This is a genomic window from Haemophilus haemolyticus (assembly GCF_001008275.1).
In the GTDB taxonomy this organism is placed as follows: domain Bacteria; phylum Pseudomonadota; class Gammaproteobacteria; order Enterobacterales; family Pasteurellaceae; genus Haemophilus; species Haemophilus haemolyticus_P.
In genome coordinates, this window is the sequence record NZ_LCTH01000051.1 from 1 (window position 1) to 12,588 (window position 12,588).

At 37.5% G+C, this 12,588-nt stretch carries 15 protein-coding genes; 4 read left to right on the forward strand and 11 right to left on the reverse strand.

What is annotated here, in order from left to right; genetic code table 11:
- The 4 genes from AAX15_RS07275 to AAX15_RS07290 all read left to right on the forward strand — a co-directional run.
- Window positions 1–354, forward strand: a 354-nt coding sequence (locus AAX15_RS07275; protein WP_046939817.1) for a ribosomal RNA small subunit methyltransferase A, incomplete at its 5' end; no start/stop codon positions are given.
- 14 nt (window positions 355–368) lie between these two features.
- A complete protein-coding gene (apaH, locus tag AAX15_RS07280; protein WP_046939819.1) occupies window positions 369–1,196 on the forward strand; it encodes a bis(5'-nucleosyl)-tetraphosphatase (symmetrical) ApaH in 828 nt (275 codons plus the stop codon).
- Between the two features lie 9 nt (window positions 1,197–1,205).
- Window positions 1,206–1,829, forward strand: coding sequence for a glucose-6-phosphate 1-dehydrogenase family protein (locus tag AAX15_RS07285; protein ID WP_046939821.1), 624 nt, complete (start codon window positions 1,206–1,208; stop codon window positions 1,827–1,829).
- A gap of 102 nt (window positions 1,830–1,931) precedes the next feature.
- Complete coding sequence (locus AAX15_RS07290; RefSeq protein WP_046939822.1) at window positions 1,932–3,266, forward strand: NAD(P)/FAD-dependent oxidoreductase; 1,335 nt, start codon at window positions 1,932–1,934, stop codon at window positions 3,264–3,266.
- 40 nt (window positions 3,267–3,306) lie between these two features.
- Here AAX15_RS07290 and rseB read toward each other — a convergent pair whose 3' ends face one another.
- The 11 genes from rseB to AAX15_RS07350 all read right to left on the reverse strand — a co-directional run bounded on the left by rseB (window position 3,307) and on the right by AAX15_RS07350 (window position 12,354).
- A complete protein-coding gene (gene rseB / locus AAX15_RS07295; RefSeq protein WP_046939823.1) occupies window positions 3,307–4,254 on the reverse strand; it encodes a sigma-E factor regulatory protein RseB in 948 nt (315 codons plus the stop codon).
- 87 nt (window positions 4,255–4,341) lie between these two features.
- Window positions 4,342–4,929 (reverse strand): sigma-E factor negative regulatory protein, encoded by a 588-nt coding sequence (locus AAX15_RS07300; protein WP_046939824.1) that lies wholly within the window; start codon window positions 4,927–4,929, stop codon window positions 4,342–4,344.
- 17 nt (window positions 4,930–4,946) lie between these two features.
- Window positions 4,947–5,525 (reverse strand): RNA polymerase sigma factor RpoE, encoded by a 579-nt coding sequence (gene rpoE / locus AAX15_RS07305; RefSeq protein WP_005627595.1) that lies wholly within the window; start codon window positions 5,523–5,525, stop codon window positions 4,947–4,949.
- 108 nt (window positions 5,526–5,633) lie between these two features.
- Window positions 5,634–5,891, reverse strand: coding sequence for an FAD assembly factor SdhE (locus AAX15_RS07310; protein ID WP_005690047.1), 258 nt, complete (start codon window positions 5,889–5,891; stop codon window positions 5,634–5,636).
- Between the two features lie 94 nt (window positions 5,892–5,985).
- Complete coding sequence (gene mscL / locus AAX15_RS07315; protein ID WP_005630888.1) at window positions 5,986–6,372, reverse strand: large-conductance mechanosensitive channel protein MscL; 387 nt, start codon at window positions 6,370–6,372, stop codon at window positions 5,986–5,988.
- A gap of 72 nt (window positions 6,373–6,444) precedes the next feature.
- Window positions 6,445–7,821: a Trk system potassium transporter TrkA gene (gene trkA, locus AAX15_RS07320; protein ID WP_005633005.1), complete on the reverse strand. Its 1,377-nt coding sequence runs from the start codon at window positions 7,819–7,821 to the stop codon at window positions 6,445–6,447.
- A gap of 3 nt (window positions 7,822–7,824) precedes the next feature.
- On the reverse strand, window positions 7,825–8,628 hold the full coding sequence (locus AAX15_RS07325) for a glycosyltransferase family 2 protein (protein ID WP_046939829.1): 804 nt from the start codon (window positions 8,626–8,628) through the stop codon (window positions 7,825–7,827).
- Between the two features lie 8 nt (window positions 8,629–8,636).
- Window positions 8,637–9,989 carry a 16S rRNA (cytosine(967)-C(5))-methyltransferase RsmB gene (gene rsmB / locus AAX15_RS07330; RefSeq protein WP_046939825.1) on the reverse strand — a complete coding sequence of 451 codons (1,353 nt, stop codon included), beginning with the start codon at window positions 9,987–9,989 and terminating at the stop codon, window positions 8,637–8,639.
- A complete protein-coding gene (gene fmt, locus AAX15_RS07335) occupies window positions 9,989–10,945 on the reverse strand; it encodes a methionyl-tRNA formyltransferase (RefSeq protein ID WP_046939826.1) in 957 nt (318 codons plus the stop codon). The genes rsmB and fmt overlap by 1 nt, the downstream gene beginning before the upstream one ends.
- Window positions 10,946–11,020: 75 nt before the next feature.
- Complete coding sequence (gene def / locus AAX15_RS07340; protein WP_005633001.1) at window positions 11,021–11,530, reverse strand: peptide deformylase; 510 nt, start codon at window positions 11,528–11,530, stop codon at window positions 11,021–11,023.
- Window positions 11,531–11,847: 317 nt separating this feature from the next.
- Window positions 11,848–12,354, reverse strand: a complete 507-nt coding sequence (locus AAX15_RS07350; RefSeq protein WP_046939828.1) for a hypothetical protein — start codon at window positions 12,352–12,354, stop codon at window positions 11,848–11,850.
- Window positions 12,355–12,588 lie beyond the last annotated feature (234 nt).

Below are 12,588 nucleotides of genomic sequence, written 5' to 3' on the forward strand. Positions count from 1 at the left end.
TACTTCTGCCAAGTGATGCCAGTACTTGAAGTGCCACCTTCTGCATTTAAACCAGCACCAAAAGTGGATTCAGCCGTTGTGCGTTTAATTCCTCATAAAGAATTGCCGCACCCTGTAAAAGATTTATATTGGTTGAACCGTGTTTGCTCCCAAGCGTTCAATCAACGCCGTAAAACGCTGCGTAATGCACTCTCAACATTATTTTCACCTGAAAATCTGACCGCACTTGGTATTGATTTAAATGCACGCGCAGAAAATTTGGCTATCGCAGATTATGCGCGTTTAGCGAACTGGCTGGCGGATAATCCATCAGCTGATATCAATAAAGATGAAATCTTAGATTCAGAAGAGTAAAAGAGCGGTCAAAAATGGCAACCTATTTCGTCGGTGATTTGCAAGGCTGTTATGATGAATTACAGCTTTTATTAGAACATATAGATTTCAATCCTACTCAAGATAAACTTTATCTTGTGGGGGATCTGGTGGCGCGTGGTGATAAATCACTTGAATGCCTTCGTTTCGTAAAATCACTTGGCAATGCAGCACAGACAGTGCTGGGGAATCACGATTTACATTTAATTGCGACCGCACTGGGTATTAAAAAAGTGAAACCACGTGATCGTGTTGATGCCATTTTTGATGCACCTGATTTTGATGAACTCATTCATTGGTTACGCCATCAGCCATTACTTGTGCATAATGAAGAATTAAACTTCCTGATGGCACACGCAGGGATTTCGCCTGATTGGGATTTGGAAACTGCGAAAGCTTGCGCAGCTGAAGTTGAACAAATTTTACAGCACGGCGATTTTCATTATCTCATTGAAAATATGTATTCTGAGCAGCCTGATCGCTGGTCACCAAATTTGCAGGGCTTAGCGCGTCATCGTTACATTATTAATGCTTTTACTCGAATGCGTTTTTGCTATTTAGATCATCGCTTTGATTTTGCTTGTAAATCCCCTTTAAAAGATGCACCAGAGGAGCTCACGCCTTGGTTTAATTTAGATAATCCACTTTATAAACAAATTCCCATTGTCTTTGGGCATTGGGCAAGTTTAGTCGATGAGCCCACTCCACAAGGTATCTATGCCTTGGATACCGGTTGTGTATGGAATAATCGAATGACTATGTTACGCTGGGAAGACAAACAATTCTTCACTCAGAGTGCGGTCAAAAATTACAGTGATTTTTAAGGAAATGCTATGCTATCGCTTACGTCTGAATCTTGCGAACTGTTCAATATTCCTTTCTATCAATTTGCCCAAATGAAGAAATTCTGTCCGGAAGATATTCCGGCAATTAAAGCGGATTACAAATTACATTGGGATAACTGGAAAGCAATTATTCAAGAAGTGGCAAAGCAACTTGGCACACCTTTTGCAAAACCGCATATTGAAAGTTGGACCAATGGTTGGCAGGTACGCGCGCATTTCTTCGCTTATTTTAAATACGAATTTAACCAAAATTCTGCAGCCATTTTTTCCGTACTCTTAAATCGTCGTCGATTAAGAGTATGCTTAGATTGGCATTGCTATCGTGCTGATCGCTCACAAATTAATGTGCAACAATATAATCAGTGGCTTGATCAATTTGATTTCAAACAATTTGCCGATTTTGATATTTGGCGAGAAGATGAAAGTGAATATGATGATTTTCGCAAAGTGAAACAAATGACTAAAAACGATCTCATTTTACGCTCAGAAGAAGATTTCTGGTGCATAGGAAAAAGCATTGAAAAATCAGAGCTCAGTCAAATAAATCCCGTCTCTTTTATCACCCAAACTATTCAAGCATTACAACCAATCTACGAATATTGTCATCAATAAAAGTGCGGTTATTTTCATGAAAGTTTTTCGCCCTGTTTAGTTGTTATGTTATCATTACATTAATTTAATATTTTTAACAATTTAAACTTTTAGGAGAGCTTTATGAAAAACGTCGTGATCGTTGGTGGGGGCGCTGGCGGCATTGAATTAGCGACATTCTTAGGTGATAAATTAGGTCGAAAAAAACAAGCCAAAGTTACACTTGTGGATCGCAATACCACTCATCTATGGAAACCCTTATTACATGAAATTGCAACTGGTGTAATGGATGATGGCGTAGATTCTCTTAGCTATCGCGCACATGGTAAAAATCACCATTTCAGTTTTGAACAAGGTTCAATCACTCGTATTAATCGTGAACAAAAATATGTTGAACTTGCTCCTGTTTATGGGCAAGAAGGCGATATGCTCGTCGTTGCTCGCCGAATTCCTTACGATTATTTAGTGGTTGCAATTGGTAGCAAATCAAATGATTTCAACACAAAAGGTGTAGCGGATAACTGTATTTTCTTAGACAGCTCAGATCAAGCGTTGCGCTTTCAGCAAAAAATGTTGGAATTATTCCTTAAATTCTCTGAAAACCGTGCTTTAGATGATATTGGTGAAGAAGAATTTAAACAAAAATTAGTGGATGAAAGCAAAGTAAATATTGCGATTGTTGGCGGTGGCGCAACCGGCGTGGAATTAACAGCTGAGCTTTATCATGCTACGGAAGATTTATCTTCTTACGGCTATGGTAAGATTGATAACTCATGTTTACAAGTCACACTCGTTGAAGCAGGACCTCGCTTACTGCCAGCATTACCCGAAGATTTATCTGCTGCGGTATTAGACGAGTTACAAGAAATGGGCGCGAACGTGAAATTAAATACAATGATCACCGAAGCCCAACCAAATACCCTTATCACCAAAGATGGAGAAGAAATTAAGGCAGATCTCATCGTTTGGGCCGCAGGCGTCCGCACTTCAACAGTGACACAACAATTTGATGGATTAGAACTCAATCGAATCAATCAATTAGTGGTAAAAGACACGCTGCAAACAACCGTTGATGACAGTATTTTTGCCATTGGCGACTGTGCAGCATTAATACAGCCAAACGGTAAATTAGTCCCGCCAAGAGCTCAAGCGGCACATCAAATGGCAAAAGCTTGTGCAAAAAATATCTTTGCACTTTTTGAGCAAAAACCATTAAAAGCATTTAAATATAACGATAAAGGCACCTTAGTTTCTCTTTCAAGCTTTACCGCATTAGGCAGTATTTCGAATAAATTTGGAAAAAATCCCCTTACCGTTCAAGGTAAATTTGCACAATTTGCCTATATATCCTTATATAGAATGCATCAACACGCTTTACATGGTTGCATTAAAATTGGATTGATTATTCTGGTTGATAAACTTAATCGTTATTTAAAACCAAGATTAAAATTACACTAATCGTTAAAGACAAAAGTGCGGTGAAAAATCACCGCACTTCTTATCGAAATTTAACTTCTTGTACAATACGCTTAGCTGCAGCTATTGGCAATTGCCCGATAAACGTAATTTCTTTTCCGCTACGCACTTCACTATAAATCGTATAGGCTCCTTGTTTCCAAGTATTTTCCGGCAAAACATTAGAGCCTGCGTTAGAAACAAATAGTGTAAAAGTAAACAAACCATCGCTATATAGCGCACTATCTATCACTTCATTTTCTAATGTTTCTTGAGTATATCGAATTAAAGAAAAACCTTGTGGCAACCAACCTGCAGACCAAGTTATATCTGAGTTTTGTTCATTTTTACTTTCTTTCAACAAAGGAGGCATTGAGACTTTGTTAATATACTCCGTCAACCCTCTTAGTCTATCATCGATATAAAGCGTTACAACTCTAAACTGATCAAGTAATTTACCCTCACTATCAAGCATATCACCACGTAATAATAAACCATTTTCTTCATCGATAAACACTAAATACTGATATCGGAAATCATCTTTAGGGACAATACGAATCGTATCAGCAAAACGCCCTGCCACTCGATCTTTGCCTATTTTTATAAAATCATAAACTGAAGAAAGTTTATCAAAATCAGCGCGAACAACAGCCGGCATTGCATCGACGATATTGCCACTATTAAGCGTAAATGCTTGAGTATTTGGTTGAAAATAACTGACTAAATTATCACGTTGAATAATTTCTTGTTGACGCCCATCAAGCGTCACTAATTGCGCATAAGTTTTATTATCTTTCTTAATATGACGATAGCGAAAGGAATCCATATTTGATGGATTTGTTTGAACAAAGGCAAGCTCATAATTGAGATTATCCAATGCTTGTGTCATTTTATCTAAAGACTGCTTTGCAGAAAGCTCTTCAGCTGAAGTAATGTTACTAAATAGAAAAGAAAGAGAAAGTGCGGTGAGTTTTAACGCTATTTTTTTCATAAACATTAAATTTAAAGGATAAAAATTCACCACACTAAATAGTATATTAGGTGGTGAATTAACATAAATGCACAGGGCTAATCCATATTATTTTTGACTATTACTACTTACATTTAATGCATCTGCATTCATACGACGTTGTAATTCATAGTTCTGTAACATCGCACCAATACGGCGACTTTTTTGTTCAAGCTGCTCTGATGTCAATGTATCTTTACTCGGCGCATTGTAGCTCACCTCTTGAACCGCATTATTAAATGGCAAGGTTTGCAATACTGGAGTCTCAGGTAAATTAGACGCATCATTTTTATTATTGAAAGATTGAACACCAAGTACCGCCACTAAACATACACCGGCAGCAACAGCAACTTGTGTCATTGGAGCAAAGAACGCTTTTAATTTTTGCATAAATACAGAATTATGTGCGTCTTCTGGTTCAGGTTGAGACACAGCAATGACATCGACTTTCTTCACTTCTTCAGATTCAATTAAACCTGCCATTTTAGCGGTAAAATCAGCCCCTAGAAACAAAGTACTTTCTTTACGCATCACTGCACGTACAGCATGGAATGCCTGCCAAGATTCTTGTAATTCTTCGTCTTTCAATAAAGCATCTGTCAAGCCAGCATCGACTTGTTCGCCATCCATATAGGCTGAAAGTTGCTCTTTTTGCATAGTAAACTCCGACTTTTTTATTCGCGTTGCATCAGTGGCTGAATTTTATTCTCAATAATTTCCCTTGCGCGGAAAATACGAGAACGAACAGTACCAACAGGGCAATCCATAATTTCTGCAATCTCTTCATAGCTTAAACCTTCTAGCTCTCGCAAGGTGATTGCTGTTTTTAAATCTTCTGGCAAACTGTGAATCGTACTAAACACGATTCGTTCAAGTTCACTAGATAACATTTCATTTTCGGGTGTATCTACATCCCGCAAGTGCGTACCCACATCATAATTTTCAGCATCCTCAGCTAAAATATCTTCATTAGGTGGACGACGCCCTTGAGCCGTTAAATAATTTTTTGCCGTATTGACGGCAATTCGATAAAGCCATGTATAGAAAGCACTTTCGCCACGAAAAGATTCAATTGAGCGATAAGCCTTTATAAAGGATTCTTGCACCACATCAGGAATATCGTTACGTGATACATAGCGAGTCAAAAGCCCCGCCACTTTATTCTGATAACGAGAAACCAACAAATTGAAGGCTTTCTTATCCCCTTGCTGCACTCTTTCTACCAAAGCCTGATCTGTTAGCTGTTCAGCCATATTTCTCCTATGCCAATATCTAACACGCCTTAATATTCAAGACAGCAAGCTCTTGTTGCAATCTCAGACACAAGTGTGTGAAAAAAGTTCATACGTATCTTAATAATTTTAATTAGTTGTGATTTTTTGTACGTTTTGGATATATTCCACCATAGATTGAATGTCTGAATCTGATGATTGACCACGATTAAAAAACCAAGAAAACAGCTGCAGATCTGTACTTGCTAATAAACGAATAAATATATCTTTTTTGTCATCTGTTAATTCATCAAAATGCTTCAAATAAAAAGGCATAATGATTTTATCCAACTCCAACATTCCTCGGCGGCAATCCCATTCAATACGGAGTTTATTATATTTTTCCATTTTTAATTCCTTAAATTTTAAGGGGCGATTATAGCCTAAAAAATAACAATAAAAAAAGGTTGGCATATTTACCAACCTTTATTTTTCAATTTCATTATTTATTCTTTAATAAATCACGAATTTCTGTGAGCAAATCTTCTGATGTAGGACCTGCTTTTTTCTCTTCTGGTTTTCTCACTTTATTAAGTGCCTTAATCATCATAAAGATTGCAAAAGCAATAATAATAAAATCAATCACATTCTGAATAAATACACCGTAGTTTAAAGTAACAGCTGGAACATCACCTTGTGCTTGAGCTAATACAAATTTCATATCTTTGAAATCAATGCCACCTGTTAAAATACCAAGCACAGGCATAAAAATATCACTAACAAGTGAACTTACGATCTTACCAAATGCACCGCCGATAATCACACCGACAGCCATATCTACAACATTACCACGCATTGCAAATTCGCGAAATTCTTTAATAAAACTCATAATAATTTTCCTTTAGAGATTGAATAAAAGAGCGCCTATTATAATGAGCCGCTCTTAAAAGTAAATAAATCGTTAAATGAAGAATGCACTTGGCTGGAACAATTTTTCAATTTCAGGCACATTCTTCTTATCACTCAAATAAATCACCACATGATCGCCTTCTTCAATCACAACTTGGCGTCGTGCAACAATTACATCATTACCACGCAATAAAGCACCAATAATTGTCCCCATAGGCAAACGCAACTCACCTATTTTGCGCCCGACCACATTGGAGGTGCTTTCATCACCATGCGCTACAATTTCAATAGCCTCAGCAATACCATGTCGTAATGTAGCCACATTTTTCACATCCCCTTTACGAACATGCCCAAGTAAAGCAGAAATTGTCGCTTGCTGTGGTGAAACGACAATATCAATACTTCCACCTTGAATCAGGTTTATATAAGCAATTCGTTGAATCAGCACCATTGCTTTCTTGGCACCCAAACGTTTTGCCAATAAAGCGGACATAATATTCGCCTCATCATCACTACTCAATGAAAGGAATACATCGACATTTTCAATATGCTCTTCAAACAATAAATTTTGATCAGACGCATCACCATAAAAAACCAAGGTTTTTGAAAGTTTTTCAGCTAACAAATTAGCCCGTTCTTCATCACGCTCAATTAATTTTACAGTACAAACATTTTCCAAACATTTCGCTACGCCAGCGGCAACATTTCCGCCCCCGACGATCATTACACGTTTATAAGGTTTTTCTAAGCGTTGAAGTTCACTCATTACTGCTTTTATGTGCTCAGTTGCACAAATAAAAGTAATTTCATCACCGGCTTCAACAATAGTAGAACCCTGCGGGCGAATCGGTTTGCCGTTACGCAAAATAGACATAATACGGCAATCAATATGTGGCATATGTTCACGAAATGCGGAAAGCGCATATCCAACCAAAGGACCACCATAATAAGCTCTTACCACAACCATGCTAATACGATTATTAGCAAAATGGGCAACTTGTAATGCCCCAGGATAAGCAATTAAGCGTGTGATTTCATCTGTCACAAGATTTTCAGGCGAAATCAAATGATCAATAGGTACATTTTCATCATTGAATAACTTATCTTTTTCACGTAAATATTCTGAATTACGAATACGGGCAATACGCGTTGGTGTATTAAATAATGTATAGCCCATTTGGCAGGCTACCATATTGATTTCATCAGAGGCTGTTACGGCAACCATTAAATCTGCATCGGCCGCACCTGCATCACGAAGCACTTTTGGTGATGATGGCGAGCCTTGCACCACACGCAAATCATGCTTTTCTTGTAAAGCTTGCAACTGTGGAGACTCATTATCAACGAGTGTAATATCGTTATCTTCACTAACCAAATTTTCGGCAAGCGTTGTTCCTACCTGACCTGCGCCCAAAATAATAATTTTCATCGCTTACTCCGTTCGTTCTAATACAAGAGGACGAATGCCTATTTCTGATGAATTTAGACCGCACTTTAATGCGTTAATCTGGCGACAAATCTCATCTGTCACCCCATTAGCCTGCCCCATTTGTTCTTCAGTAATCTCCTGTGGCGCTTTTTGGAATAAAATCGCATCCAATAGCCGTTCTGCATGCATTCCATCTCTGCAGTAATGAAGTACGCCAACATCATTAAATAGCGTTGCAACTTTAGCTATCTTAGTTGTCGCAATACCAAGTGCACCATCTTCACCACCTAATTGACGAAATAATTCATCTTGTGGGAAACCACCACATGCTAAGAAAAAGGCTCGACGAAAAACCATGCTCCCACCACAGGTCATTCGCATGTGTTGCCATGCAAACTCAAAATTAGGATGTTCAGCGTAACGCGCTGGCAAATCAATCGGTTTTAATGCTAAACGTACCACTGAGGTATCTGGTTGAAAATGAAAAGTCGCCGCTGCAACTTCTAATGCGCCCTGTTCATAAGCATCATCAGCGTCTAAAAAAGCAATAAATTCATTACTTGATTGCAAAGCGCCCCAATTACGCGCTTTCGCCACGCCACTATTTTTCGGCATAGACTCAACAACTATCTTTTCTGGATACTGCGTAGCCCATTCTTGCGCCAAAGCTAACGTGTTATCTTTAGAGCCATCATCAATCAACCAAATTTTCCCTAAATAAGTTTGAGACAATACGGATTGCACTGCGCGAGATAGCGTTTGTTCTGCATTATAGCAAGGAATAATGACATCAATATTGGCAAACATTTTAGCCTCTAAGCACATTTACGTAACTTCGCATAATAGAACCCATCACCACTATTTGGTTGCGGAATGAATTGAAAACCCACCGCACTTTCATCATCACTAAAGGATAACGGCAATAACTCCGCATCCGCGTGAGCATTTAAAAATGCTTGGATTTGTTCGCAATTTTCTTCTGGCAATACAGAACAAGTCGCATAAAGCAAAACACCGTTTGGCTTAAGTTTTTCCCAAAGTGCACTCAGAATTTTCTTCTGTAATTCAACAAGCTGAGCGATATCGGTTTCTTTGCGTAACCATTTTATATCAGGGTGGCGTCGAATCACCCCTGTTGCAGAACAAGGTGCATCAAGTAAAATTCGGTCAAATTTCACCGCACTTTTACCTATTTCAGCTAACCATTCGTCAGGTTGACTCGCATCACCACACACCACTATCGCTTGCTGATTTAAACGTGCAAGATTTTCTTCTACTCGTTTTAAGCGATGAGATTCTACATCTAATGCAATCACATTAGCTTGAGGTGCCAATTCCAAAATATGAGTTGTCTTACCACCAGGTGCAGCACAAGCATCAAGGATCCACTCCTCATTTTTTGGCTCAAGCAACGTTGCCGCCCATTGAGCACTCAAATCTTGTACCGTAACAGCCCCTTCATCAAAGTACGGTAATTTTTGCACAGCAATCGGTATATCTAAACATAGCGCATTAGGATGGTGACTTGTTTTTGCAGAAAGACCTTGTTCTTCAAGTAAAGTGCGGTAAGTTTCGAGGGAATTTTTTTGTGAATTCACACGTAGCCACATTGGTGGTTTCTGATTGTTCGCCTCAATGATCTCTCGCCAATTCGGATAGGCTTTTTTTAATTTATTCACAAACCATTCAGGGTGAAGCGTTTGCCAATTTTTATCGATAATTGCCAAAATTTCATCTTGCTCACGTAAAAATCTACGCAAAACCGCATTCACTAATCCTCTAAAACTATCAGATTTTAATGATTTTGTTGCGTTCACAACCTCATCAACTGCCGCATGAGCAGGCACTCGCATATAAAGCAATTGGTATAACCCTACAAGCAACAGGCAATGAACAATGCGAGTTTTACCTTTAAGCGGTTTATCCACAAGACGTTTGATAATTTGCTCTAAGCGAGGCAATACGCGACACACGCCAAAACAAATTTCTTGTAACAAGGGCAAATCTTGGGATTTAACAGAAGGTTGCACTTCAGGGATTAACGCCGACAAGGATTTACCTTCATCCAATACTTGCAAAATTAAGTTTGCTGCAATAGCTCTAGTCGAAAGAGCGGTCATTTTTACTGAATTTTTTACTTTGATAGTTTTAGAAGAAAATTTTTTCATTATGCAAGCACCTTACCAATGGTAAACCATTCTGCACGGCCATTTAATAAATCTTGTGCAGACATAGGCTTTTTACCTGCAGGTTGTAATTGCAATAGGTTTAAGACGCCATCGACAGTCGCAATTTGAATACCATTTTTATCCGCACTTAAAATAGTTCCCGCAGGTTTATCTTGATGAGGCAATACTTCCGCTTGATATACTTTTAACGTTTGAGCATTGCCATCCTTATCTTCTATTGAAAAATAAGCAATCGGCCAAGGATTAAAAGCACGGATATTACGCTCAAGTTGTATTGCCGGAAGCGACCAATCTAATTGTGCCTCTTCTTTAGAAAGTTTTTCTGCATAATTGCTTTGGCTGTCATCTTGTTTCTCGGCTATAAATTTACCGTTTTCAAGATTATCTAAAACATCAATTAATGCTGATGGAGCAAGCTCTGCCAGTTTATTATAAAGACTTGTTGAAGTTTCAGTCGGTAAAATATCACAATAAACTTTATGTAACATATCACCTGTATCTAAACCTTCATCCATTTGCATAATGGTTACACCAGTTTGTGCATCACCAGCCCAAATTGAGCGCTGAATTGGTGCCGCTCCTCGCCAACCGGGAAGAATAGAACCATGCACATTCAAACAACCAAAACGAGGGGCATCTAATACAGCTTTCGGTAAAATTAATCCATAAGCGACAACAACCATTACATCTGCATTTAACGCTTTTAATTCAGACTGCGCCTCTTCTTTGCGTAAGGATTTAGGTTGATAAACGGGAATGTTATTTTGCTCAGCAAGTTGCTTAACAGGGCTTGCTTGCAGTTTTTTACCGCGACCAGCTGGTTTATCCGGCTGAGTATAAACAGCGATCACATTATGTTGAGAATTTAGAATGGCTTGTAAATGCTGTGCAGCAAAATCTGGCGTACCAGCAAAAATAATATTAAGTGATTTCATAATGTTCTACGTTATGGTTATTGATAGGAAAAAGTGCGGTTAAAATCAACCGCACTTTAATTAAGAATCAGAAGCTTATTGTTTAGCAATTTGTTTTTTATATTTCACCAATTTTTCTTTAATACGTTGGCGTTTAAGTGGAGAAAGATAATCAACAAATAAAATACCATTTAAATGATCAATTTCGTGTTGAATACAGATCGCAAGCAAACCATCCGCATCTAAAGTAAATTCTTTACCGTCACGATCTAACGCTCTTACTTTCACTTTTTCTTTACGAGGAACCAATGCACGGAAGCCAGGAATGGATAAACACCCCTCTTCAATTCCCGTTTCGCCTTCAGAAGCCAAAATTTCAGGGTTGATGAGGACAAGTTGATTTTGTTTATCACCTTCAACATCAATAGTAATAATACGTTGCAAAATATCTACTTGAGGTGCAGCTAAACCAATACCTTCCTCTTGATACATCGTATCAAACATATCATCAACAATTTTACGAATTGCATCATTAACTTCAGTAACAGGCTCACAGACAACCTTTAAGTGATCATCAGGATAAATTAATACATTAAGTGCGGTCATAATTTCTCTTGTTTTTAAGGGTAGAATTTCAGCGGGATTGTAGCACAGGTAGAAAAAGATGTGTAGAAAAGCCCCGAATGGGGCTTGAGAATAGTAAATAGGAAATCCACAAAATTAAATTCAGTAACTATAACTAGCAAAATATGAGTATTCCTAATATAGATACGTATCTAACTCCAATAGTTTCTTATATTTCTGGATTTCATCGTCTAAAGAAACATCATCGTTTAAAATATAGGAATAAATAGCAGAGAACGTGCATAGTACCTCTTTTGTTTCACTTATACACTCCAAAGCCAAATTCTTCGCATGTACTACTACATTATGGAAGAACATAGTAATTTCATCGCTATATAAAATAGTATGTAAAGTTTGAACTCTATAGTGTTTATATTACGTTCTTTTTCATGCTCAATAGACATAATAAGAGGCATAAAAGAATACCGTTTAAGAGCTATAGTATCTGCTTGATTAACAAAGATTTTACAAAATTTTTCAAAAGTTCTATCTAACTTTGAGACTAACTCTACATCTGAAAAATTATCATTAAAGCGCTTATTAAATTGTTCTTTAGTTTCCGAACTAATAGTTTTTGAAAAATCACCAAATGGAATCGCTCTATATCCTTTATAGAGATCATTATACAAATCTGTCAATGAATGGAAATCATCAACAGTCATTTTAGAGCCGAATTCAGCGACACGTTGTTTTCTTTGTTTTTTATTTTCTGTTGAGTATCTGTATGCAAAAGTAACCGTAGCGCCAACAATTGAAATAGCTGTTGCTAAATCTAGACCTATTTGGACTTTCTCAAGTATGTTCATTTTGTAACTCCAATATATAATTATGAGGATAATTTACTTAGATAGGTTAGCCTATAAGTTACTGAAGTATAAAAAACAAACAAAATAATAGCAATAAACAGCTAATCAGATCAGTAGTTTAAATTTCCTTTCTCAAAATCTTATTTTATTAAAGTATAAACTTCTAAAAAACAAAAACCCCAGTCATCCAACTGGGGTTCTTCTGTTTTTATTTAATTTAGATATGTATTTAGT

Excerpts from the sequence above, each read along its gene's own strand:
- rseB (WP_046939823.1), bottom strand. The coding sequence starts at position 4,254 with ATGAAAAAAATAGCGTTAAAACTCACCGCACTTTCTCTTTCTTTTCTA.
- fmt (WP_046939826.1), bottom strand. The coding sequence starts at position 10,945 with ATGAAATCACTTAATATTATTTTTGCTGGTACGCCAGATTTTGCTGCA.
- AAX15_RS07350 (WP_046939828.1), bottom strand. The coding sequence starts at position 12,354 with ATGAACATACTTGAGAAAGTCCAAATAGGTCTAGATTTAGCAACAGCT.
- def (WP_005633001.1), bottom strand. The coding sequence starts at position 11,530 with ATGACCGCACTTAATGTATTAATTTATCCTGATGATCACTTAAAGGTT.
- AAX15_RS07285 (WP_046939821.1), top strand. The coding sequence starts at position 1,206 with ATGCTATCGCTTACGTCTGAATCTTGCGAACTGTTCAATATTCCTTTC.
- rsmB (WP_046939825.1), bottom strand. The coding sequence starts at position 9,989 with ATGAAAAAATTTTCTTCTAAAACTATCAAAGTAAAAAATTCAGTAAAA.
- AAX15_RS07290 (WP_046939822.1), top strand. The coding sequence starts at position 1,932 with ATGAAAAACGTCGTGATCGTTGGTGGGGGCGCTGGCGGCATTGAATTA.
- AAX15_RS07300 (WP_046939824.1), bottom strand. The coding sequence starts at position 4,929 with ATGCAAAAAGAGCAACTTTCAGCCTATATGGATGGCGAACAAGTCGAT.
- AAX15_RS07310 (WP_005690047.1), bottom strand. The coding sequence starts at position 5,891 with ATGGAAAAATATAATAAACTCCGTATTGAATGGGATTGCCGCCGAGGA.
- rpoE (WP_005627595.1), bottom strand. The coding sequence starts at position 5,525 with ATGGCTGAACAGCTAACAGATCAGGCTTTGGTAGAAAGAGTGCAGCAA.
- trkA (WP_005633005.1), bottom strand. The coding sequence starts at position 7,821 with ATGAAAATTATTATTTTGGGCGCAGGTCAGGTAGGAACAACGCTTGCC.
- AAX15_RS07325 (WP_046939829.1), bottom strand. The coding sequence starts at position 8,628 with ATGTTTGCCAATATTGATGTCATTATTCCTTGCTATAATGCAGAACAA.
- apaH (WP_046939819.1), top strand. The coding sequence starts at position 369 with ATGGCAACCTATTTCGTCGGTGATTTGCAAGGCTGTTATGATGAATTA.
- mscL (WP_005630888.1), bottom strand. The coding sequence starts at position 6,372 with ATGAGTTTTATTAAAGAATTTCGCGAATTTGCAATGCGTGGTAATGTT.